27 protein-coding genes are annotated in these 22,241 nt (G+C 71.4%); 2 read left to right on the forward strand and 25 right to left on the reverse strand.

The window, feature by feature from the left end; all coding sequences use genetic code 11:
- Positions 1–15: 15 nt before the first annotated feature.
- Together rarD and groES are read right to left on the reverse strand one after the other, a co-directional pair.
- Positions 16–984, reverse strand: a complete 969-nt coding sequence (rarD, locus tag EV187_RS12870) for an EamA family transporter RarD (protein WP_423190891.1) — start codon at positions 982–984, stop codon at positions 16–18.
- Positions 985–1,173: 189 nt separating this feature from the next.
- On the reverse strand, positions 1,174–1,470 hold the full coding sequence (gene groES, locus EV187_RS12875; RefSeq protein WP_055894868.1) for a co-chaperone GroES: 297 nt from the start codon (positions 1,468–1,470) through the stop codon (positions 1,174–1,176).
- 130 nt (positions 1,471–1,600) lie between these two features.
- On the opposite strand from groES, the gene EV187_RS12880 reads away from it, so the two are divergent.
- A complete protein-coding gene (locus EV187_RS12880; RefSeq protein ID WP_130353480.1) occupies positions 1,601–2,788 on the forward strand; it encodes a class I SAM-dependent methyltransferase in 1,188 nt (395 codons plus the stop codon).
- Positions 2,789–2,819: 31 nt separating this feature from the next.
- Here the strand turns inward: EV187_RS12880 and EV187_RS12885 are convergent, their stop codons facing one another.
- From EV187_RS12885 to glmS, 10 genes are all read right to left on the reverse strand, one after another.
- On the reverse strand, positions 2,820–3,308 hold the full coding sequence (locus EV187_RS12885; RefSeq protein ID WP_130353481.1) for a DUF4190 domain-containing protein: 489 nt from the start codon (positions 3,306–3,308) through the stop codon (positions 2,820–2,822).
- A 149-nt stretch (positions 3,309–3,457) separates the two neighbouring features.
- Positions 3,458–4,171: a DUF4190 domain-containing protein gene (locus tag EV187_RS18895; RefSeq protein WP_130353482.1), complete on the reverse strand. Its 714-nt coding sequence runs from the start codon at positions 4,169–4,171 to the stop codon at positions 3,458–3,460.
- 34 nt (positions 4,172–4,205) lie between these two features.
- Entirely contained in the window at positions 4,206–4,619 is a 414-nt protein-coding gene (locus tag EV187_RS12895) for a DUF4190 domain-containing protein (protein WP_207221837.1), read from the reverse strand.
- A 154-nt stretch (positions 4,620–4,773) separates the two neighbouring features.
- On the reverse strand, positions 4,774–5,826 hold the full coding sequence (gene tsaD / locus EV187_RS12900; RefSeq protein ID WP_130353483.1) for a tRNA (adenosine(37)-N6)-threonylcarbamoyltransferase complex transferase subunit TsaD: 1,053 nt from the start codon (positions 5,824–5,826) through the stop codon (positions 4,774–4,776).
- Entirely contained in the window at positions 5,823–6,389 is a 567-nt protein-coding gene (gene rimI / locus EV187_RS12905) for a ribosomal protein S18-alanine N-acetyltransferase (RefSeq protein ID WP_130353484.1), read from the reverse strand. The genes tsaD and rimI overlap by 4 nt, the downstream gene beginning before the upstream one ends.
- Positions 6,386–7,006 (reverse strand): tRNA (adenosine(37)-N6)-threonylcarbamoyltransferase complex dimerization subunit type 1 TsaB, encoded by a 621-nt coding sequence (gene tsaB, locus EV187_RS12910; RefSeq protein WP_130353485.1) that lies wholly within the window; start codon positions 7,004–7,006, stop codon positions 6,386–6,388. The genes rimI and tsaB overlap by 4 nt, the downstream gene beginning before the upstream one ends.
- Before the next feature lie 9 nt (positions 7,007–7,015).
- Complete coding sequence (tsaE, locus tag EV187_RS12915) at positions 7,016–7,519, reverse strand: tRNA (adenosine(37)-N6)-threonylcarbamoyltransferase complex ATPase subunit type 1 TsaE (RefSeq protein ID WP_130354069.1); 504 nt, start codon at positions 7,517–7,519, stop codon at positions 7,016–7,018.
- On the reverse strand, positions 7,519–8,709 hold the full coding sequence (alr, locus tag EV187_RS12920; RefSeq protein ID WP_130353486.1) for an alanine racemase: 1,191 nt from the start codon (positions 8,707–8,709) through the stop codon (positions 7,519–7,521). The genes tsaE and alr overlap by 1 nt, the downstream gene beginning before the upstream one ends.
- Entirely contained in the window at positions 8,706–9,071 is a 366-nt protein-coding gene (locus EV187_RS12925) for a holo-ACP synthase (protein WP_130353487.1), read from the reverse strand. Before EV187_RS12925 ends, alr begins: the two co-directional genes overlap by 4 nt.
- Before the next feature lie 19 nt (positions 9,072–9,090).
- Entirely contained in the window at positions 9,091–10,941 is a 1,851-nt protein-coding gene (gene glmS, locus EV187_RS12930) for a glutamine--fructose-6-phosphate transaminase (isomerizing) (RefSeq protein WP_130353488.1), read from the reverse strand.
- A 79-nt stretch (positions 10,942–11,020) separates the two neighbouring features.
- Here glmS and coaA point away from each other — a divergent pair, with 79 nt between their 5' ends.
- Positions 11,021–11,977: a type I pantothenate kinase gene (gene coaA / locus EV187_RS12935; RefSeq protein ID WP_130353489.1), complete on the forward strand. Its 957-nt coding sequence runs from the start codon at positions 11,021–11,023 to the stop codon at positions 11,975–11,977.
- Between the two features lie 66 nt (positions 11,978–12,043).
- On the opposite strand, the gene glmM is transcribed toward coaA, so the two are convergent.
- The 13 genes from glmM to EV187_RS13000 form a co-directional block, all read right to left on the reverse strand.
- On the reverse strand, positions 12,044–13,405 hold the full coding sequence (gene glmM, locus EV187_RS12940) for a phosphoglucosamine mutase (RefSeq protein ID WP_130353490.1): 1,362 nt from the start codon (positions 13,403–13,405) through the stop codon (positions 12,044–12,046).
- A gap of 20 nt (positions 13,406–13,425) precedes the next feature.
- Positions 13,426–13,911, reverse strand: a complete 486-nt coding sequence (gene rpsI, locus EV187_RS12945; protein WP_130353491.1) for a 30S ribosomal protein S9 — start codon at positions 13,909–13,911, stop codon at positions 13,426–13,428.
- Positions 13,912–13,954: 43 nt separating this feature from the next.
- Positions 13,955–14,401 carry a 50S ribosomal protein L13 gene (gene rplM, locus EV187_RS12950; RefSeq protein ID WP_130353492.1) on the reverse strand — a complete coding sequence of 149 codons (447 nt, stop codon included), beginning with the start codon at positions 14,399–14,401 and terminating at the stop codon, positions 13,955–13,957.
- 136 nt (positions 14,402–14,537) lie between these two features.
- Positions 14,538–15,476, reverse strand: a complete 939-nt coding sequence (gene truA, locus EV187_RS12955; protein ID WP_130353493.1) for a tRNA pseudouridine(38-40) synthase TruA — start codon at positions 15,474–15,476, stop codon at positions 14,538–14,540.
- Between the two features lie 240 nt (positions 15,477–15,716).
- Positions 15,717–16,259 (reverse strand): 50S ribosomal protein L17, encoded by a 543-nt coding sequence (gene rplQ, locus EV187_RS12960; RefSeq protein ID WP_130353494.1) that lies wholly within the window; start codon positions 16,257–16,259, stop codon positions 15,717–15,719.
- 46 nt (positions 16,260–16,305) lie between these two features.
- On the reverse strand, positions 16,306–17,292 hold the full coding sequence (locus EV187_RS12965) for a DNA-directed RNA polymerase subunit alpha (RefSeq protein ID WP_130353495.1): 987 nt from the start codon (positions 17,290–17,292) through the stop codon (positions 16,306–16,308).
- Between the two features lie 171 nt (positions 17,293–17,463).
- Complete coding sequence (rpsK, locus tag EV187_RS12970) at positions 17,464–17,862, reverse strand: 30S ribosomal protein S11 (RefSeq protein ID WP_056734980.1); 399 nt, start codon at positions 17,860–17,862, stop codon at positions 17,464–17,466.
- Between the two features lie 33 nt (positions 17,863–17,895).
- The gene (gene rpsM / locus EV187_RS12975; RefSeq protein ID WP_056010826.1) at positions 17,896–18,276 is read right to left on the reverse strand and encodes a 30S ribosomal protein S13; all 381 of its coding nucleotides are present in this window, start codon (positions 18,274–18,276) and stop codon (positions 17,896–17,898) included.
- Between the two features lie 166 nt (positions 18,277–18,442).
- Complete coding sequence (gene rpmJ, locus EV187_RS12980) at positions 18,443–18,556, reverse strand: 50S ribosomal protein L36 (RefSeq protein ID WP_056734976.1); 114 nt, start codon at positions 18,554–18,556, stop codon at positions 18,443–18,445.
- Positions 18,557–18,624: 68 nt separating this feature from the next.
- Positions 18,625–18,846: a translation initiation factor IF-1 gene (gene infA / locus EV187_RS12985; RefSeq protein ID WP_021759551.1), complete on the reverse strand. Its 222-nt coding sequence runs from the start codon at positions 18,844–18,846 to the stop codon at positions 18,625–18,627.
- A gap of 164 nt (positions 18,847–19,010) precedes the next feature.
- The gene (locus tag EV187_RS12990) at positions 19,011–20,162 is read right to left on the reverse strand and encodes a mannitol-1-phosphate 5-dehydrogenase (protein WP_130353496.1); all 1,152 of its coding nucleotides are present in this window, start codon (positions 20,160–20,162) and stop codon (positions 19,011–19,013) included.
- Positions 20,159–20,599, reverse strand: a complete 441-nt coding sequence (locus tag EV187_RS12995; RefSeq protein ID WP_130353497.1) for a PTS mannitol transporter subunit IIA — start codon at positions 20,597–20,599, stop codon at positions 20,159–20,161. Before EV187_RS12995 ends, EV187_RS12990 begins: the two co-directional genes overlap by 4 nt.
- Before the next feature lie 103 nt (positions 20,600–20,702).
- Entirely contained in the window at positions 20,703–22,232 is a 1,530-nt protein-coding gene (locus EV187_RS13000; RefSeq protein ID WP_130353498.1) for a PTS mannitol transporter subunit IIBC, read from the reverse strand.
- Positions 22,233–22,241 lie beyond the last annotated feature (9 nt).

Here is a 22,241-nt window from a genome sequence, read left to right on the forward strand (position 1 = left end):
GCCCGCGCCGACGGCTCAGATGGGCTCCTCGATCGCCTCCGCGGCCGACCGGCGGGAGGTCCGCACACCGCGCACCAGGTCGAAGGTGAGCACGATCAGGGCGAGCCAGACGAGGCCGAACCCGACCCAGCGCTCGGGCGGCATCGGCTCCTGCAGCACGACGACGCCGACGAGGAACTGGATGAACGGGGCGAAGTACTGGATGAAGCCCATGTAGATGAGCGGCAGGCGTCGCGACGCCGCCGCGAAGAGCAGCAGCGGCACCGCGGTGACCGCGCCCGCGAGGAGGAGGAGCGTCGTGTGCCACGGGCTGACGGTGCCCATCGTGAGCCCGGTCGTCATGGCGACCAGCACGAGCTGCGCCACCGCGAGCGGCGCGAGCCACGCGGTCTCCAGCGTGAGGCCCGACACGGCGTCGACCTTCGGCCCCACCCGTTTCTTGATGAGTCCGTAGAAGCCGAAGGAGAAGGCGAGCACGAGGGCGATCCACGGCAGCTGGCCGTAGCCGATCGCGAGCACGATCACGGCGACGATCGAGATCCCCACCGCGACCCACTGCGTGGCGTTCAGGCGCTCGCGCAGCACGAGCACGCCGAGGAAGACCGTGACGATCGGGTTGATGAAGTAGCCGAGCGCAGCCTCCACCACCTGGTTCGAGAGGGTCGCGTACACGTACGTCTGCCAATTGATGAAGATGAGGACGCCCGCGAGTCCCATCGTCAGCACGACCCGACGATCGCGCACCAGCGTGGCGAACGGGCGCCAGGCCCGCGTCACGGTGATGAGCAGTGCGCAGAAGGCGAGCGAGAGCAGCACGCGCCATCCGACGATCTCGACCGGCCCAGCGGGTGCCAGCGCGATGAAGTAGACCGGCAGGAATCCCCACAGCCCGTACGACCCGATCGCGAAGGCCAGACCCGCTCGGCTCACGTGCGCGGGCTGCGGGGCGGTGCTCGGGTTCACGGTCTGCGGGCGGGAGGACACCCGCTCAGACTACGCCCGGCCGGGCGCGCTCCGGATCGGGTGGGCTGCCGTTCATCGTCGACATCCGGACCGTCCGACCCGGGATGCACGGTCGCGCCTGGCGGCGGCGAGCGCCGGCGGCGCGCTGCCGGGTACGACGAAGCCCGGATGCCGCTGGGGCATCCGGGCTTCGGATCGAGCGCGTGTCGACTACCGGACGACGACCGCGAGCACGTCGCGAGCCGACAGCACGAGGTAGTCCTCGCCGCCGAACTTCACCTCGGTGCCGCCGTACTTCGAGTAGATGACCTTGTCGCCGACGGCAACGTCGAGCGGGACGCGGTTGCCGTTGTCATCGATGCGACCGGGACCGACCGCCACGACCTCGCCCTCCTGGGGCTTCTCCTTGGCGGTGTCGGGGATCACGAGACCCGACGCGGTGGTCTGCTCGGCCTCGACCTGCTTGATGACGATGCGATCCTCGAGCGGCTTGATGGAAACCGACACGGTTGACCTCTTTCTTGACGAAGACTGGTTAGCAGCCTCACAGCGAGAGTGCTAAAGCGAGTCTAGGCGCGATTTGGCACTCGTGCAACGTGAGTGCCAGCGGCTCGGAGTGGGGTGCTAGCGTGGCCGGGTGGATCGCGCCGAGCTCGTCGAACTGCTCTCCCCCGAGGGCCTGCGCCTGCTCGACGGGCTGCCCGAGTGGGATTCGAAGGCCGACATCGTGCGCACCGTCGCCGACCTGCGGCGGCAGGGCCATTCCGCGGGGCTCGTCGCGGCCGTGCTCAGCCAGGCGAAGCTCCGCTCGCGGGCGCGCGCGAAGTTCGGCGAGTTCGCAGCGCACATGCTGTTCACCGAGGCGGGGCTCGAGCAGGCCACGCGCCTCAACGTCGCGGCACTCCACGCGGGCCGGTTCGCCCGCGCCGGCATCGACCACGTCGCCGACCTCGGATGCGGCATCGGCGGCGACGCCCTCGCGCTCGCCGCGGTCGAGCTCGAGGTCACCGCGGCCGAGGCCGACGAGGTCACCGCGGCGATCGCCGCCTACAACCTGACGCCGTTCCCCAAGGCCGAGGTGCTGCACCTGCCGGCCGAGGAGGTGCCCCTCGGCGGCATCGGCGGCGCCTGGCTCGACCCCGCCCGGCGCACGACGTCCGGCGGCACCACCCGTCGCATCGCGGATGCGGCCGACTACTCCCCGAGCCTCGACTTCGCGTTCGGCCTGGCCGAGCGCATGCCGGTCGGCGTGAAGCTCGGTCCGGGCACCGATCGGGACGTCATCCCCGCCGGCTCGGAGGCGCAGTGGGTGTCGGTCGACGGCGACGTCGTCGAGCTCGCGGTCTGGCAGGGCGCGGTGGCCCGTCCGGGCGTCGGGCGCGCGGCCCTGGTCATCCGCGGCGACGGCGCCGCCGAGCTCACGGCTCCGGCCGACAGCGAGGACGCCCCCGTGGGCCCGCTCGGCGACTACCTGTACGAGCCCGACGGTGCGGTCATCAGGGCGCGCCTCATCGGCGACCTCGCCCGTGCGAACGGTGCGTGGATGCTGAGCGACGGCATCGCGTACCTCACCGCGGATGCCGCCGTCGACTCGCCGTTCGCACGGGGCTTCCGCGTGCTCGACCGGCTCCCCGCCGACGAGCGGCAGCTGCGGCAGGCGCTCGCGGCCCGCCGCATCGGCACGCTCGAGATCAAGAAGCGCGGGGTCGACGTCGATCCGGCGGCGCTGCGCACGCGGTTGAAGCTCCGGGGCGACGAGAGCGCCACGATCGTCCTCACGCGCGAGGAGGGCCGCCACGTGGCGCTCCTCGTCGAGCGGATCTGATCCCGAGCGCGACCGGGCCCTCGGCCGTCGATCAGTGCGGGAGCGCGCCGAACACGATGGCGTAGTACCCGATCCAGACGGCGGCGAACACCAGTCCGGCGATGCCGGTGCCGATGCCCACGAACGCGAGGGTGCGCCCCTCCTCCTCGCGCCGAAGGCCGAGCACGCCGAACACGATGGCGGCGATCGACAGCGGGAGCATCCATCCGACGAACAGCGACGCCGCGGCGCCGATCACGCCGACGACCGCGGCGATCCAGCTGTAGACCCGTCGCTGCGTCTCCTCCTCGTCGCCGTCGGATGCCTCGCCGGCGAGTTCCGGGCGGTGCACGACGAGCAGCTGCCCGGTGGGCACCGACCGCAGCTCGCCGGTGTCGAAGGGCACGTCGAACTCGCGCACGGCTGGGTCGGCGCGCAGCGTCGGCTCGGTCGGCGCGGGCACGGCGGAGTCGGCGCGCAGCGTCGGCTCGGTCGGCGCGCGCATGGCCTCGTCGAGCGCGGGCGCGTCGGAGGGTGGCACCGGTAGGGACGCGCCCGACGGCGCGCCGGACACCACGCCCGGCGGGATCTCCCGGGGCGCACCGTTCCCGTCCGCGGTGGGAGCCGCCCGGGAACGGTCGGGGGCCGCGCCGCCTGGCGTGGCCCCCTCGCGATCCGACATCATCCGCCTCAGTACGTGTAGTCGACGTAGCCCGGCAGGGTCGCGAACGCGACGCTCCAGAGGATGATGGAGAGGAGCGCGATCGCGATGCCGACGAAGCCGAGGATGATGCCCGTGAGCCACATCCCCTTCGCCGCCGGCTCCTTGCGCTTGCCGATGAAGCCGAGCACCACCGCGCCCGCGGGGATGACCAGCTGCATGATGCCGCCCACGATCGGGATGAACACGACGAAGAAGCCGACGATGCCCACGATGCCCGCGATGAGCGAGATCAGGCTGAACACCGGGGTGGGCTTGGCCGGCGTCGTGCCGTAGGCGGGCGCGACGTAGCCGGGCTGGCCGTATCCGGGCTGCTGCGAACCGTAGGCCGGCTGCTGCGAACCGTATGCCGGCTGCTGAGGTGCCCCGTACGGCGAGCCGCCGTCGGTGCCGTACCCGCCTGGAGGCGGGGGCGGCGTGGTCGAGCCGTAGCTCGGGGGCACGGGGGGTGCGGGGGGTGCCGGCGGCGCCGGCGGCTCGGGTGCGGAGGGCACCTCGGGCGTTCCGGGCGCGGCGGGGACCTCGGGCGTCGACGGTTCCACGGGAGCGGGGAACGCCGGCTCGGGCTCCGACGGCACGGTCGGCTCCTCGGGCGACGGCGGCACGAGGGGCTCGTCGGGCTCGACCGGGACGATGGGCTCCTCGGGCACCTTCGGTGCGTCGGGGTTGTTGGGGTCACTCATGGCATCCGCCTTTCGTGGTGGTCGGAGTCGGTGATCAGTACGTGGTCGTGAAGCCGTTCGAGGCGGCGAGCACCCCGAGGAACGCGAAGAGCAGGACCATGCCCAGGACGAAGAGCACGACGCCGATGTAGCCGATGACGAGGCCGGCGATCGCCATGCCACGGCCCTCTTCGCCGGTCTTCTTGATCTGGCTGAGCGAGATGTGACCGCAGATGATGCCGGCGATGAAGCCGATGCCCGTGGCGATGCCGACGAGCGAGGCCACGAGCGAGATGATCGCCAGCGTGTTGGTCTTGGTGCCGGTCGGCTGCCCGTAGGCGGTGACGGGCTGCTGGCCGTAGGCGGGGGCGGTCTGTCCGTAGGCCGGGGCGGCGGGCTCCCCGTAGGCTGGGGCGGGCGGGGGCGGCACGGGAGTGCCGGGCTCTTCGGGACGGTTCGGATCGGTCACGGTCGGTGTTCCCCTCGATGCTGTGGATACGGTGGTCGCCGCGACACGCGGCGCCGGCGGCTGCGGTACGCGTGCGAGCGCGGCATCCGCTGTCTACGCTGCACACACTATCGCGGTGGCTGCGCGCCTGCACAGACTCTGCGCCGCGGTGGCGTCAGACCTGGATCTCGGTCACCGGGAGGGTGGAATCCGCGCCGAACGCGAGTGCCGACGGATCGTGTCCGGCCATGATCAGTTGGGCGCCGAGCGCGGCGATCATGGCGCCGTTGTCGGTGCACAGGGACAGCGGCGGCACCCGCAGCGCGATTCCCGCGGCATCCGCCCGCTGCTGCGCCACCTCGCGCAGGCGCGAGTTCGCGACGACGCCTCCGCCGAGGAGGAGCCGGGGCACGCCGAGCTCGGTGCAGGCCGCGACGGCCTTCGAGACGAGCACGTCGACGACCGCCTCGCGGAAGCTCGCCGCCACGTCGGCGAGCGGCACGGGTTCGCCGGCCGCCTCGCGCTGCTCCACCCACCTGGCGACCGCGGTCTTGAGGCCCGAGAAGCTGAAGTCGTAGCGGTGGGCCACGAGGTCCTTGGGCAGGGTGAGCCCGCGTGGGAAGCGGATGGCCGTCGGGTCTCCCCCGATGGCGGCGCGGTCGATCTCGGGTCCGCCGGGATAGGGCAGGCCGAGCAGTCGTGCGACCTTGTCGAACGCCTCGCCCGCGGCATCGTCGATGGTCTCGCCGAGGAGTTCCACGTCGGCCACGAGGTCGCGCACGAGGAGGAGCGACGTGTGCCCCCCCGACACGAGCAGTGCCACCGTGGGCGTCTCGAGGGGCGCCTCGTCGTCGAGGAGGTCGGCCCCGACGTGGCCGACCAGGTGGTTGACGGCGTAGATCGGCCGCTCGAGCGCGAGCGCCAGCGCCTTGGCGGCACCGACGCCCACCATGAGCGCACCGGCGAGGCCCGGTCCGCTCGTGACGGCGACGGCGTCCACGTCGCCGAGCTCGACGTCGGCCTCGGCGAGCGCCGCGGCGATCGTCGGTCCGAGCGCCTCCAGGTGGGCGCGCGCCGCCACCTCGGGCACCACGCCGCCGTAGCGGGCGTGCTCCTCCATGGACGAGGCGATCACGTTGGCGAGCAGGGCGGTGCCGCGCACGATGCCGACGCCGGTCTCGTCGCACGAGGTCTCGATGCCGAGCACGAGCGGTGCCTCGCGGTTCACGCGCCGCCCCGCTCGCCGGCTGCGCGTCGGGCGGCGGCGGCCGGGTCGTCGCGACCGGCCGCGACGCCGGACTCCGCCGGCCTGGTCACCGCAGCGGGCACCGTGAGCCGCATCGAGATGGCATCCACGCCGTCGGGCTGGTAGTAGCCGCGGCGCACTCCGATCTCGACGAAGCCGAGCGAGGCGTAGAGCGCCCGGGCGATGGGGTTGTCGGCACGCACCTCGAGGAACAGCTCCGCGACGTGCCGGCGGCGGGCCTGGGTGATGAGCGCGTGCATGAGGCCGCGACCGAGGCCGATGCCGCGGGCGAACGGCGCGACCGCGATGGTCTGGATGTCGCCCTGGCCGCCGTCGGCGGGTGCGAGGAGTCCGGCGTACCCGAGCAGTCGTCGCTCGGGGTCCTCCTCCTCGTCGTCGACGGCGACGAGGTAGTACCCGTGCGGGCTCTCGATCTCGCGGCGCATGGCCTCCTCGGGCCACGCGTCGTTGACGAACGTCGCGCGTTCGAGTCGCATGATGGCGTCGAGGTCGTGGACCTTCGCACGCCGCATGAGCACGCTCATCGCAGCACCTTCTTGCGGGCGGACGGGGTGACGTCGGGTGCGCGCAGGTAGAGCGGCACGTCGTCGGCGAGCGGGAGCCTGCCGGCTGCGAACGCGAGCTCGGCGAGCATGCCGACCGCACCGGCGGGCACGAGACGGGCGTCGAATCGGGTGCCGGGCTTCACCGGCACGTCGTCGTGCGGACTCAGCACGGGACCGCCGACCCTGACCGGGAGGTCGTCGTCGTCGAGGCCGTCGTAGTCGGAGATCGCGAACTCGCGTCGTCGCGCGTCGGTGACGACCTGCAGCCGTCCCGTGCCGCCGTCGCGATACCACGCCCACGCCACGGCATCGTGGCTCGCGACGGGCACGAACGGTCGGCCGATCCCCACCGCGAAGGCATGCGCTGCCGCGATGCCGACGCGGAGGCCGGTGAAGGGGCCGGGGCCCATGCCGCCCGCGACGCCCGACAGGTCGTGCGGCCGCACGCCCGCCTCGGCGAGCGCATCGCGGATGAATCCGCCGACGACCTCGGCGTGCCGCATGGTGTCGCCGGTGCCCGCCTCGGCCAGGATGCCGCCGTCGCGATCGACGACGGCGACACTCGTGCCCGTCGAGGTGTCGATCGCGAGGAGCATGGATCCAGCCTACTGGGCGGCGTGGAACGGGGTTCCGGCCCAGCGGGGCCCGTAGCCGCGCACCTCGAGCACGCGCGGCTCGTCGGCGCCGAGGAACTCGGCGTCCGCGGCATCCGCCAGCTCGACCGGGGTTCCCTCCGGGCGTTCGATGACGACCTCGAGCCACGAGTCGCTCGCGTCGTCGAGCAGGCCCGCGCCCCACTCGACCACGACCACGGAGCGGTCGAAGTCGAGGTCGAGGTCGTCGAGCAGGGCGGCGCTGCCGAGCCGGTAGGCGTCGACGTGCACGAGCGGAGGACCGCCCGCGAGGTTCGGGTGGGTGCGGGCGAGCACGAAGGTGGGGCTCTGCACCGGGCCCCGCACGCCGAGGCCGTCGCCGATGCCGCGCGTCAGCGTGGTCTTGCCCGCTCCCAGCGGGCCGGTGAGCAGCACGAGGTCGCCGGCGCGCAGCCGGCGCGCGAGGTCGCGTCCGAAGGCCTCCATCGCCGCGGCATCGGGCGCCTCGACGCGCATCACGCGGGGTCCCGTCGGGGCTCGGCGCCCTGCGGCCCGCCACCGGTGTACGTGCGCGCGACGCGCGGCCCGATCCGGGTGACGATCTCGTAGCCGATGGTGCCGGCGGCCTCGGCCCACTCGTCGGCGGTGGGCGCGCCGGTCGCCGGGTCTCCGAAGACCACGACCTCGTCGCCCGCCTCGACCCGGTCGTCGCCGACGTCGACGATGAACTGGTCCATCGCGACGCGACCGACCACCGGTCGGCGTGCTCCGGCCAGCAGCACCTCGGCGCCGCCGCCCGACGCGTGCCGCGGAATGCCGTCGGCGTAGCCGAGCGGCACGAGCGCGAGGGTCGTCGCTCGGTCGGCGTGCCAGATGTGCGCGTACGACGCCCCCGTGCCCGCCGTCACGCGGCGCACGGCGGCGACCCGGGTGCGCAGGGTCATCGCCGGCGTGAGCCCGAGGTCGGTGCAGGTCGTGCCGTCGCCGAAGGGCGTCAGCCCGTACATGCCGATGCCGATGCGCACCACGTCGTAGCGCGCCTGCGCGTCGCGGATCGCCTGCTCGGATGAGGCGAGGTGCCGCGTCGCGGGTCGGAGGCCGGCCTCTGCGGCCGCGGCGAGCGCCCGCTCGAAGGCCGCGCGCTGGGCCGCGTCGACGTCGCGCGAGGTGTTGGCGAAGTGGCTGAACACGCCGACGACGACGAGCCGGCCCTCGCGCTCGAGCTCGGCCGCCCGCGCGACCGCGGCGGCCCAGTCCTCCTCTGGCACGCCGTTGCGGCTCAGGCCCGTGTCGATCTTCAGGTGCACGCGTGCCGGGCCGCCCTGCAGCGCGGATGCCGCGCGCTCGAGCTGCGCGAGGTTCGAGATGCCGAGCTCCACGTCGGCGGCGACCGCCCGGGCGAAGTCGGCGTCGGGGTCGTGCAGCCACGCGAGGATCGGCGCGTCGATCCCCGACGAGCGGAGGGCGAACGCCTCGTCGAGGTCGGCGACGCCGAGCCGGGTCGCGCCGCCGGCCAGTGCCGCGCGCGCCGCCTCCACCGCACCGTGCCCGTACGCGTCCGCCTTGACCACCGCCATGACCTCGGCGGGCGCGACGCGCTGGGCGATCGTGCGCACGTTGCGGGCGATCGCGTCGAGGTCGATCACGGCTTCGCGGAACGGCCGCGACGCGGCATCCGGAGCGGTGTCATCGACCGGGGCCGTCACGCGATGCTCCGACCCGCCTCGAGCACCACGAAGGCGCTCGCGATGCCGGCGTCGTGGCTCATGGAGAGGTGCACGCGCTCGATGCCCAGCGTGCGCACGTGCTCGGCGAGCCCGCCCGAGAGCTCGAAGTCGGGGTTGCCCTCGGGATCCTGGACGACGCGCATCTCGTGCCAGCGGATGATTGCATGGCCGCCGAGCGCCTTGATCAGCGACTCCTTGGCGGCGAATCGGGCCGCGAGCGAGCGCGCGGGGCGCCCGCGTTCGCTCTCGGCGAACAGGCGCTCGACGAGGGCGGGTGTCCGCGTGATCGAGCGCTCGAAGCGAACGATGTCGACCACGTCGATGCCGATCCCGACGATCACGGCGCCTCCAGCCCCTTCGTCACTCCACGGTCACGGACTTGGCGAGGTTGCGCGGCTGGTCGACGTCGAGGCCCTTCGCCTCCGCGAGCTCCATCGCGAACACCTGCAGCGGCACGACCGCCAGGAGCGGCTCGAAGAGCGGCGCGGCGAGCGGGATGCGCAGCACCTCGTCGGCGAACGGCAGCACCGCCGCATCGCCGGCCTCGGCGATGGCGATCACGCGGGCCCCGCGGGCCCGGATCTCCTGGATGTTCGAGACGACCTTCGGGTGCAGGTTCGCCGACCCGCGCGGGCTCGGAACCACGACGAACACCGGCTGGCCCGGCTCGATGAGCGCGATCGGGCCGTGCTTCAGCTCGCCCGCCGCGAAGCCCTCGGCGTGGATGTAGGCAAGCTCCTTGAGCTTGAGCGCGCCCTCCAGCGCGATCGGATAGCCGACGTGGCGGCCCAGGAAGAGCACCGAGCGGGTGTCGGCCATCCAGTGCGCGAGCTGCCCGACGCGCTCGGCCTGGCCGAGCACCGCCTCCAGCTTCTCGGGCACCGCCTGCAGTTCGGCGAGCTGCGCGGCGAGCTCGCCCTCGGTGAGGGTGCCGCGCACGCGCGCGAGGTGCAGGCCGAACAGGTAGAGCGCGGCGATCTGGGCGACGAACGCCTTCGTCGACGCGACGGCGACCTCGGGGCCGGCGTGCGTGTACACGACGGCGTCGGACTCGCGCGGGATCGTGGCGCCCTGCGTGTTGCAGATCGAGATCGTGCGCGCCCCCATCTCGCGCGCGTACTTCACGGCCATGAGCGTGTCCATGGTCTCGCCCGACTGGCTGATCGAGACGACGAGCGTGTCGTCGTCGAGCACGGGCTCGCGGTAGCGGAACTCGTGGCTGAGCTCCACCTCCACCGGCACGCGGGCCCACTGCTCGATGGCGTACTTGGCCACCATGCCGGCATAGGCGGCCGTGCCGCACGCGATCACGGTGATGCGGCGGATGCCGCGCAGCTCCTCGTCGCCGAACGACGCGAGCTCGGGGATCTGCACGCGCCCCTCGCTCACGCGCCCGCGCAGCGTATTGGCCACCGCCTCGGGCTGCTCGGACACCTCCTTGCGCATGAACGACGACCAACCGCCCTTCTCGGCGGCGGAGGCGTCCCACGCGACGTCGAACGGCTCGACCTCGACGATGTCGCCGGCGAAGTCCGTGACCGTGACGCCGTCGGCCGTGATGGTGACGATCTGGTCCTGGCCGATCGCCACGGCGCGCTTCGTGTACTCGACGAACGCCGCGACATCCGACCCCAGGAAGTTCTCGCCCTCGCCGAGGCCGATGACGAGCGGCGAGTTGCGGCGGGCGCCGACCACGACGCCGGGCTGCTCCCGGTGCACGGCGAGCAGCGTGAACGCGCCGTCGAGCCGCGACACGGTGGCGCGGAACGCCTCGGTGAGCTCGCCGATGCGACGGTACTCGCGGCCGAGCAGCACGGCGGCGACCTCGGTGTCGGTCTCGCTCTCGAACGAGAAGCCCTCGGCGAGGAGCTCGTCCTTCAGCTCGGCGAAGTTCTCGATGATGCCGTTGTGGATCAGCGCGAGTCGTCCGTCATCGCCGAGGTGCGGGTGCGCGTTCCGATCGGTTGGGCCGCCGTGGGTCGCCCACCGCGTGTGGCCGATCCCCGTGCCGCCGCGGTGCAGCGGGGTCGCCTCGAGGTCGCCGGCCAGCACCTGCAGCTTGCCGGCCCGCTTCGCCGTCTCGAGGACGCCGTCGTCGTCGACGATCGCGACTCCCGCCGAGTCGTAGCCGCGATACTCCAGGCGGCTGAGTCCAGCCATGAGCACGTCGAGGCTGTTGCGCTCTCCGACGTAGCCGACGATTCCACACATAGGGGCGATTCTACTGGCGCTCCGCTGGACGCCCGCCCCGCGCCCGAGCCCGGCCGTCGCGCGACACTAGACTGACACGGTGCTGGATCCGCAGAGCCCGTCGTCGCACGTCGCGCAGATCTCGCCGTTCATCGAGCTCGACCGATCGGCCTGGGCGGCGCTCGCGCCCTCGATCCCGTCGCCGCTCCGCGAGACCGAGATCGTGCAGCTGCGCGGCCTCGGCGAGCCGCTCGACCTGCGCGAGGTCGGCGAGGTCTACCTCCCGCTGAGCCGCCTGCTCAACCTCTACGTGGGCGGCACGAAGTCGCTGCACAACGTGACGAGCGAGTTCCTCCGCGAGCGGTTCGAATCCACGCCGTTCGTGATCGGGGTGGCGGGGTCGGTCGCGGTGGGAAAGTCGACGATCGCCCGCCTGCTGCGCGAGCTGCTCGCCCGATGGGAGCACACGCCGCGCGTCGAGCTCGTGACCACCGACGGATTCCTCTTCCCGAACGCCGAGCTCGAGCGGCGCGGCCTCATGGCCCGCAAGGGCTTCCCCGAGTCCTACGACCGGCGCGCCCTGCTCCGCTTCGTCAGCGAGGTGAAGGCCGGCGCCGCCGAGGTCCGCGCGCCGTTCTACTCGCACCTGGCCTACGACATCGTGCCCGACGCGCAGGTCACGGTTCGCCGTCCCGACGTGCTCATCATCGAGGGCCTCAACGTGCTGCAGCCGCCCGGGCCGGGTCACCGGCTCGCGGTCAGCGACCTGTTCGACTTCACGATCTACGTCGATGCGCGCACGAGCGACATCGCCCGCTGGTACGAGGAGCGATTCCTGAAGCTGCAGCGCGGGGCGTTCTCGAACCCGCGCTCCTACTTCCACCGCTACGCGAGCCTCACCGAGGTGGAGGCGCGCCAGCGGGCCCGCGAGATCTGGCACTCGATCAACGAGCCGAACCTGCTGCAGAACATCCGCCCGACCAGGTCCCGCGCGTCCCTGGTGCTGCGCAAGGGCCCGGATCACGCGGTGTCGAGCGTGCTGCTGCGCAAGCTCTGAGGCGCGCCGAAGCTCCGACGCGCGCGGTGTGCCGGCGGGTCGACGGCCGGTCGCCCGTGCGGCCGGTCAGTTGGTGAGGCGCACGCGCACCACGTCGGCGAGCGCCTCGGCATGCCGCTCGGCGGACTCCTGCTCAGCGGCCTCGACCATCACGCGGACCATCGGCTCGGTGCCCGACGGTCGCAGCAGCACGCGGCCCGACTCGCCCAGCTCGGCCTCGACGGCGGCGACCGCGGCCGCGATCTCGGCGTCGTCGGCGAGCGCATGGTGGTCGACGCCGCGCACGTTCACCAGCACCTGCGGGTAGACCGTCATGACCGAGGCGAGCTCGGCGAGCGTCCTCCCGGTGCGCACCATCTCGGCCGCGAGGTGGAGGCCGGTGAGCACGCCGTCGCCGGTCGTGGCGAACTCGGTCATGATGACGTGCCCCGACTGCTCGCCGCCGAGTGCCAGGCCGCCGGCCGAGAGCTCCTCGAGCACGTAGCGGTCGCCGACGCGGGTCTCGATCACGCGGATGCCGCGTTCGGCCATCGCGCGTCGAAGGCCCAGGTTCGACATCACGGTGACGACGAGCGTGTCGTCGGTGAGCGTGCCGCGCTCGTGCATCGACACGGCGAGGATCGCCATGATCCGGTCGCCGTCGATCACGTTGCCGTCGGCGTCGACGGCGAGGCACCGGTCGGCGTCGCCGTCGTGGGCGATGCCGAGGTCGGCGCCGTGCTCGCGCACGGCCGCACGCAGCGGCTCGAGGTGCGTGGACCCGACGCCGTCGTTGATGTTCATGCCGTCGGGGTCGGCGCCGATCACGGTGACCTTCGCCCCGGCGTCGCGGAAGGTCTCGGGCGAGACGCCGGCTGCCGCGCCGTGGGCGCAGTCGAGTACGACGTGGAGGCCGTCGAGGCGGTTCGGCAGCGTGCCGAGCAGGTGCACCACGTAGCGATCCTCGGCGTCGGCGAATCGCTGGATGCGGCCGACGCCACCGCCGATGGGGGCGAGCTTCTGCTTGCCGAGGTGGGACTCGATGCGGTCCTCGACCTCGTCGGGGAGCTTCGTGCCGCCGAACGAGAAGAACTTGATGCCGTTGTCGGGCGCGGGGTTGTGCGACGCCGAGATCATCACGCCGAAGTCGGCGCGGATGGAGTCGATGAGGAACGCGGTCGCCGGCGTCGGGATGACGCCCGCGTCGAGCACGTCGACGCCGGAGCTCGCCAGGCCGGCGGCGACGGCGGCCGTGAGGAATTCGCCGGACACCCGAGGGTCGCGCGCGACGACGGCGACCGGTCGACGACCCGCTGCGCGCAGCTCGTCGGCGTGGCGCCCCTGGGTGAGGACGGCCGCGGCCGCCTGGGCGAGGCCCAGGGCCAGGTCAGCCGTGAGTTCACGGTTGGCCAGGCCCCGGACCCCGTCGGTTCCGAAGAGCCGGGGCATCGGAGAACCGGAAGCCCGGATCAGCGCTTCGAGAACTGCGGCGCCTTGCGGGCCTTCTTGAGACCGGCCTTCTTGCGCTCGATGACGCGAGCGTCGCGCGTGAGGAAGCCGGACTTCTTGAGGGTCGGACGGTTGTTCTCGCGGTCGATCTCGTTGAGCGCCCGGGCGATCGCGAGACGCAGCGCGCCGGCCTGGCCCGAGGGGCCGCCGCCGGTGATGCGGGCGATCACGTCGTACGAGCCGGAGAGCTCGAGCACGGTGAACGGGTCGGTGATCAGCTGCTGGTGCAGCTTGTTCGGGAAGTAGTCCGCGAACTCACGGCCGTTGACCGTGATGCCGCCGGCGCCGGGGACGACGCGCACGCGGGCGATGGCCTGCTTGCGACGGCCGACGGCCGCGCCCGACACGTTGAGCACGGGGCGGGGGGCGGTGGGGGCGGCCGAGGGGGTGCTCTCGGTCGTGTAGCTCTCGGGAGCCGCTTCGATCTGGTCTGCGATCTTCGCCATGGTGGTGTGAATCCTTATTTCGAGAACGTCGAGGGTGCCGGAGTTACTGGGCGACCTGGGTGAGGGTGTACGGCTTGGGCTGCTGAGCCGCGTGCGGGTGCTCCGGGCCGGCGTAGACCTTGAGCTTCTTCAGCTGGGCCCGGCCGAGCGAGTTCTTCGGGAGCATGCCGCGGATCGCCTTCTCGACGGCGCGGACGGGGTTCTTCTCGAGGAGCTCGGCGTAGCCGACGGCCTTGAGGCCGCCCGGGTAGCCCGAGTGGCGGTAGGCCTTCTTCTGCTCGAGCTTCTGGCCGGTGAGGGCCACCTTCTCGGCGTTCACGATGATCACGAAGTCGCCGGTGTCGACGTGGTTCGCGAAGATCGGCTTGTGCTTGCCGCGCAGCAGGGCTGCGGAGTGGCTGGCGAGGCGGCCGAGCACGATGTCGGTCGCGTCGATGACGACCCAGTCACGCTGGATCTCGTTCGACTTGGGAGTGTAGGTGCGCGTCACGGAAGTGCTGCTTTCTGGTCGAGAGAGGGGTTCGTGAATCCCACTCCGGCGGGAGTTCGAACGCGATGCGAGCGAACGCCCAGGTGGAGGGCTCATCTTCGGGTACCGGCGCAGGCGGCGGCACCAAAGGGAAAGCTTAGCCGACGATGCCCTCGACGTGCAATTCGCGGCGTGCGCGCGTCTGGGCCGCCCGCGCCGCGAGCTCGTGGTCTCCGGGGTAGCCGACCTCGGTGAGCACGAGCCCCTTGGCCGGCATCACCTTGAAGGCGCTGGTGCGTGCGCCGGCCCGCAGCAGCTCGGCGGGGCCGTCGGGCTCGAGCCGCCCCTCCCCCACGGCGACGCACGCGCCCACGAGGGCCCGCACCATCGAGTGGCAGAACGCGTCGGCCTGGAGCGAGGCGACGAGCACGCCGCCGGCGGAGCGCTCCCAGCGGTAGTCCTGGAGCGTGCGAATGGTCGTCGCGCCCTCGCGCGGCCGGCAGAACGCCGCGAAGTCGTGCAGCCCCACCAGCGAGGCGGCCGCACGCTCCATGGCCTCGACGTCGAGCGTGCGCGGTACCACGACGCTGCGTCGCCGCTCGAGCGGGTCGCGGGCGGTGGCGGCGTCGGCGACGCGGTACTCGTAGCGACGCCAGACCGCGGAGAACCGGGCGTCGAAGCCGTCGGGCGCCCGCTCGGCGTGGGTGACCACCACGTCGGCATCGGCCCCGAGGATCCCGGTGAGACGCCGCGCGAGCGCGGCTTCGGGCGACACGTCGGCATCGCGACCGTGCCGAGGACGCGCGACGGCCAGCAGCGCCGCCTCGCCGAGGTCGAGGTGGGCGACCTGCCCGAGCGCATGCACCCCGGCGTCCGTGCGACCGGCGACCGTGAGCCGCGGCACCTCCCCCGTGCGCCGGAAGAGCGTGCCGAGCGCCGCCTCGAGCACGCCCTGCACGGTGCGGAGTCCCGGCTGCCGGCTCCACCCGTTGAAGTCCGTGCCGTCGTAGGCGATGCCCAGGCGCACGCGCACCACGGATGCCGCGGCATCCGCATCGGCGACGTCGGCGCTCTCGGCGATCCCACCCTCGACCATGCGTCCAGCCTACGGCCGCCGCGGTCGCGGCCTGCCTCGCGCTCGCGCTCGCGCTCGCGCTCGCGAGGCGACCGTGCATCGAGTCACGCGAAGCGGTCGCATCGAAACGCGGAAGGCGACGGAACGGCGTGACTCGTTGAAGGCGGCGCGGGAACGGGGCTGGGCCGCCGGCACGGCGCCCGCACACGACGAGGGGCCCGGATGCGATGCATCCGGGCCCCTCGCGGGTGTGCTTCGAGCCTACTTGACCTCGGCAGGCTCCTCGGCGGACTCCTCGGTCGCCTCGGCACCGGCGGCCTCGTCGACCGCGGCCTCGGCCTCGGTCACGACGGCCTCGGGCGTCTCCTCGACGACGGTCTCGTCGGCGGGGGCCTCGTCGGCGACGGGAGCGGCGGCCGGCTTGGCGGCGCGCTTCTTCGGGGTCACGGGCTCGAGCACGAGCTCGATGACCGCCATGGGCGCGTTGTCGCCCTTGCGGTTGCCGATCTTGGTGATGCGGGTGTAGCCGCCCTCACGGTCGGCGACCTGCGGCGCGATGATCGCGAACAGCTCGTGCACGACGGCCTTGTCGCCGATGACGGCGAGCACGCGGCGACGCGCGTGCAGGTCGCCCCGCTTCGCGAACGTCACGAGGCGCTCGGCGAGCGGACGGAGGCGCTTGGCCTTCGTCTCGGTGGTGGTGATCCGCTTGTGCGTGAAGAGCGCGGCGGCGAGGTTGGCGAGCAGGAGCCGCTCGTGCGCGGGTCCGCCTCCGAGGCGGGGGCCCTTGGTGGGCTTCGGCATGGTTCGTTATCTCCAGTGGTGGGGGGTCGGTACGGCGGGCGGTCGACTAGTTCTCGTCGTCGAAGCCCGTGTAGAAGTGGGCGCCATCGAATCCGGGCACGGAGTCCTTGAGGGAGAGGCCCATCTCGGTGAGCTTGTCCTTGACCTCATCCACCGACTTCTGGCCGAAGTTGCGGATGTTCATGAGCTGCGACTCCGACAGGGCGACCAGTTCGGAGACCGTGTTGATGCCCTCGCGCTTGAGGCAGTTGTAGCTGCGCACCGACAGGTCGAGGTCCTCGATCGGGATCGAGAGCTCGCTCGAGAGCACGGCGTCGACCGGCGCGGGGCCGATCTCGATGCCCTCGGCTGCGACGTTCAGCTCGCGGGCGAGGCCGAACAGCTCGGTGAGCGTGCGACCCGCCGAGGCGATCGCGTCGCGCGGCGTGATGGCGGGCTTCGACTCGACGTCGACCACGAGGCGGTCGAAGTCGGTGCGCTCGCCGGCACGGGTGGCCTCGACGCGGTAGGTGACCTTGAGCACCGGCGAGTAGATCGAGTCGACCGGGATCTGGCCCGCCTCGGAGTACTCGTTGCGGTTCTGGCTGGCCGAGACGTAGCCGCGGCCGCGCTCGATCGTGAGCTCGAGCTCGAACTTCGCCGAGTCGTTGAGCGTGGCGATCACGAGCTCGGGGTTGTGCACCTCGACACCGGCCGGAGCGGAGATGTCGGCGGCCGTGACCTCACCGGCGCCCTGCTTGCGGAGGTACGCGGTGATGGGCTCGTCGTGCTCGCTCGAGACGACGAGGTTCTTGATGTTGAGAATGATCTCGGTCACGTCCTCCTTCACGCCCGGGACGGTCGAGAACTCGTGGAGCACGCCGTCGATGCGGATGCTCGTCACGGCGGCGCCGGGGATCGAGGAGAGGAGGGTGCGACGGAGCGAGTTGCCCAGGGTGTAACCGAAGCCCGGCTCGAGGGGCTCGATCACGAAACGCGAACGGAACTCCGAGATGTTCTCTTCGGTGAGCGTCGGGCGCTGTGCGATCAGCACTGTGGATTCCTTTCGGCAGGGTGTCCGCTATATGACACCTGCGAGTACGAGGATCTTGAGTTGTTGAGAGAACGGATGCCGCGGGCCGGGAGCACCCGGCGGGCCCGGCGCGTCAGGGGATCCCGTGGGGATCCCGTGACGACCTGGCTCCCGGCCAGCGGGACGGGATGACTAGACGCGACGACGCTTGGGCGGGCGGCATCCGTTGTGCGCCTGCGGCGTCACGTCGTTGATGCTGCCGACCTCGAGGCCGGCGGCCTGGAGCGAGCGGATCGCGGTCTCACGGCCCGAGCCGGGGCCCTTGACGAAGACGTCGACCTTCTTCATGCCGTGCTCCTGCGCCTGGCGGGCGGCCGACTCCGCGGCCAGCTGCGCGGCGAACGGGGTGGACTTGCGCGAGCCCTTGAAGCCGACGCCGCCCGAGGACGCCCAGCTGATCACGGCACCGTTCGTGTCGGTGATCGACACGATGGTGTTGTTGAACGTCGACTTGATGTGGGCCTGGCCCACTGCGACGTTCTTCTTCTCCTTGCGGCGCGGCTTGCGAGTAGCCGCCTTGGGTGCTGCCATGTGTGAAATCTCCTGAATCTGGCGAACGAGCGGTTACTTGCGGCCGGGCTTCTTCTTGCCGGCGACGGTGCGCTTCGGGCCCTTGCGGGTGCGAGCGTTGGTCTTGGTGCGCTGGCCGCGGACCGGAAGGCCGCGACGGTGGCGGATGCCCTCGTAGGAGCCGATCTCGACCTTGCGGCGGATGTCGGCGGCGACTTCGCGTCGGAGGTCACCCTCGACCTTGAAGTTGCCCTCGATGTAATCGCGGAGGGCGACGAGCTGCTCGTCGCTGAGGTCCTTCACGCGGATGTTCCCGTCGATGCCGGTCTCGGCGAGCGTGGTGAGCGCTCGCGTGCGGCCGACGCCGTAGATGTAGGTCAGTGCGATCTCCACGCGCTTCTCGCGCGGGATGTCGACTCCTGCCAGACGTGCCATGTTGGCTTCTCCTGTTTCGAAGTGGAGGTGTGGAGCAACGCCGGTGCCCGGGCCTCCAACCCGAGGTGTCCCCGCGACATCCGTGATGCCGTGGTTCTGGCGCTGCCGATGCGGTGTTCAGTTGTGGGAATGGGGCGCACGCGTGGTGCGCCCCGAAGCCTCGCGACTAGCCCTGGCGCTGCTTGTGGCGCGGGTTCTCGCAGATCACCATGACGCGGCCGTGGCGGCGGATGACCTTGCACTTGTCGCAGATGCGCTTGACGGAGGGGTTGACCTTCACAGTTGTTTCCTTGGTTTCGCTGTCCTCGTGCCCGCGGGGTGCCGCGGGCCGTTACTTTCCAGCGGTCCTTACTTGTAGCGGTAGACGATGCGGCCGCGCGTCAGGTCGTATGGGCTCAGCTCCACGATCACGCGGTCCTCGGGGAGGATGCGGATGTAGTGCTGGCGCATCTTTCCTGAGATGTGCGCGAGGACCTTGTGCCCGTTCGTGAGCTCCACCCGGAACATCGCGTTCGGGAGAGCCTCGACGACCGAACCTTCGATCTCGATGACGCCGTCTTTCTTGGCCATAGCCTCACTATCGCTTGGAGTTTGGGATGCTGGTCGTGCGATGTGCTCAACCGACGATCGCTCGTCGGGCATGCCGAAGCAGGCGTGCAGAACACCAAGGGTCAACTATAGGCGATCCCGGGTGGTTTCGCCAGTCGAGGCAGCGGACGGCGCGGGGCGCGGGGTCAGTCGCCCCGCTGTGCGGCCGCGACCACCGAGACGAGGCCCGGCTCGAGCGGATGTCCCGCGCCGATGCCCGTGACCTCGTGCACGAGCACGGCGGGCTCCCGGCTGTCGAGCAGCTCGCGCAGCTCCACGCTCTCGGGGTCGGCGGGGACGTCGAATCGCAGCGCCGCGCCGACCGCCGCGAGGAGCCCGTCGACGGGCAGCCCCCTCGTCGCGAGCTCGGCCGCCGGCCCGATGAAGCGCTCGTGCCTGCCGAGCTTCCTGAGCGGTTGGCGCCCCACGCGCTCGACCGTGTCGGGCAGCTCGGGGTTGCGGAAGCGCTCGAGGATGGCGGCCCGGTACCGGGCCTGCTCCTCCTCCGAGAAGTCGTGCTTGGCGACGATGAGCGCCGACGTCTCGCCCAGCACGCGTTCCACTGCCGCCGCGACGGCGGGGTCGGCGAGGGCGTCGCTGATGCGCGCGTGGCCGGCGAGGATGCCGAAGTAGGCCGTCGACGCATGCCCCGTGTTCACGGTGAAGAGCTTGCGCTCGATGTAGGGCGCGAGGTCGTCGACGAAGTGCGCGCCCGGGATCGCGGGGGCGTCGTCGCCGAACGGCGAACGCTCGATGGCCCATTCGAAGAACGTCTCGACGGTCACGTCGAGGCCGGCGTCGGCGGCCTGGCCCGGCACGATCCGGTCGACGGCGGTGTTCGCGAAGATCGCCTTCGCCGCCAGCGAGGGCCACTCCTCGGGGCTCGAGAGGGACGCGATCTCATCGCGCAGCAGGTCGGTGGCGTTGATCGCGTTCTCGCACGCCATGATCGCGAGCGGCGGGGCATCCGCCGGCCGTTCACGCAGGGCCATGACGAGGTGCGGTGCGATGAACCGCAGGATCGTGGGGCCGACCGCGGTGGTGGCGAGGTCGGCGGTGCGCAGCTCGTCGAGGAGCGTCGCGGCGTGCGTCTGGCTGTTCACGGCGCGGTAGCCGTCGACGACGCGATCTCGTGCGCCGGCGCCCACCTCGTGCACGGTGTACTGGTCGGATGCCGCGAGCGCGTCGATGAGCTCGGCGTTCACGTCGGCGAACACGAGCTCGTAGTCCGCGTCGTGCAGGAGGAGGCCGACGAAGCCGCGCCCGATGTTCCCGGCGCCGAAGTGCACGGCCTTCACGACTCGTTGACCTCCGAGAGCAGGGCGTGCAGTTCGCCGGCGGTCGCCGCGTCGACGAGCCGCTGCACGGCGTCGTCGTCGGAGAAGATGACGGCGATCTTGGAGAGGATGTCGAGGTGCTCGTTCTCGATGCCGGCGATGCCGACCACGAAGCGGGCCTCCTCGCCGTTCCAGTCGACGGGCTCGTCGTAGCGCACGACCGAGAGCGCCGATCGGCGGATCTGGTCCTTCGCCTCGTTGGTGCCGTGCGGGATCGCGAGGAAGTTGCCCATGTACGTCGACACGGATCCCTCGCGTTCGAGCATCGAGTCGACGTAGGCGGGGTCGACCGCGCCGGCCTCGACGAGGATCGCGCCGGCCTCGCGGATCGCATCGTCCCGGCTCGCGGCGCGGACGGCGAGGCGCACGTTGCCCGGGGGCAGGATCTCTTCGGTCATGGGATGCTCCTTCTTCCTCAACCCGGCGGGCCGACGCCGCGGCGACCTCCGAAATGGAGACCGCCGCGGCATCGGGCTGCCGCTCTTCGTTCGACGTGACGCGTCAGCGCACGCCTTCGCTCTCGAGCAGGTTCACGATCTCGTCGTACTTCGGCGAGTTCATGAAGTTGTCCACCGAGATGTGCAGGGCGCTGGGCGACTGCAGCTTCGCGCGGTCGGTGAGGTCCTGGTGGGTGATCACCAGGTCCACGTCGTCGGTGAGGTTGGCGATCGACTTGTTCGTCACCGTCACGCTGTCGATGCCCGCCTTCTTGATCTTGTTGCGGAGCACCGTCGCGCCCATCGCGCTCGATCCCATGCCGGCGTCGCAAGCGAAGATGATCGTGTGAATCGGCTTGTGCTCGAACGCGGCCTGCTCGCCCTCGGCGATGAGCCCGCCGCCGGCCTCGACGCCCTCGGTCTGCAGGCCCGAGAGCACGTCGCTCTTCCTGCCCTTGGCCGCCTCGGTCTTCGCGACCGCGGCCGAGAGGTCGCCGCCGCCGGTCGCGAGGTCGCGCTTGCGGCCCGCTCGGAGGATGATCGAGGCGATGACGAACGAGACCGTCGCCGCGAACACCACCGAGAGGATGACGCCCACGTAGCTGTCGGACGCGGTCTGCAGCAGCACCGCGATGATGCTGCCCGGGGCGGCCGGCGCACGGAGGCCGCTGGCGAAGATGACGTTCGTCGCGACGCCGGTCATACCGCCCGCGATCGCTGCGATGATCGTCAGCGGCTTCATGAGCACGTACGGGAAGTAGATCTCGTGGATGCCGCCGAGGAACTGGATGATGATCGCGCCGGGTGCGCTCGCCTTGGCCATGCCCACACCGAAGATCGCGAACGCGAGGAGGATGCCCAGGCCGGGGCCGGGGTTCGCCTCGATGAGGAACAGGATCGACTTGCCGGACTCCTCCGACTGCTGGATGCCCAGCGGGGTGAACACGCCGTGGTTGATGGCGTTGTTCAGGAAGAGGACCTTGCCGGGCTCGACGAGGATGGACACGAGCGGCAGCAGGCCGGCCAGCACCAGCCAGTTGACCGCCGCCTCGAGCCCGTTGCTGACGAACTCCACGGCGGGAGCGAAGGCGTAGAAGCCGATCAGGGCGAGCAGCATGCCGAGGATGCCGGCGGAGAAGTTGTTGACCAGCATCTCGAAGCCGGCCTTGATCTTGCCCTCCCAGAGCCGGTCGAGCTGCTTCATGATCCAGGCCGCGAGGGGACCCATGATCATCGCGCCGATGAACATCGGGATACCCGCGCCGACGATCACGCCGACGGTGGCGATCGTGCCCACGACGCCGCCACGGGTGTCGTAGACCATCCGACCGCCCTGGTTCGCGATGAGCAGCGGCAGCAGGTAGGTGATCATCGGGCCGACGAGCCCGACGTTCTCGGTGCCGTCGGGGCTCGGGAACCCGCCGAGCTCGGGGACGGGGAACGGCCCGGCCTCGATGAACAGCGCGGTGATGAACCCCCAGGCGATGAACGCCGCGATGTTCGGCATGATCATGCCGCTGAGGAAGGTACCGAACCTCTGGACCGCGACGCGAGCTCCCCCCGGCCGCTTCGTCTCGGGTGACGTCGTTGTCATCGTCTTGCC

Source organism: Agromyces ramosus (genome assembly GCF_004216665.1).
Classification (GTDB): Bacteria; Actinomycetota; Actinomycetes; order Actinomycetales; family Microbacteriaceae; genus Agromyces; species Agromyces ramosus.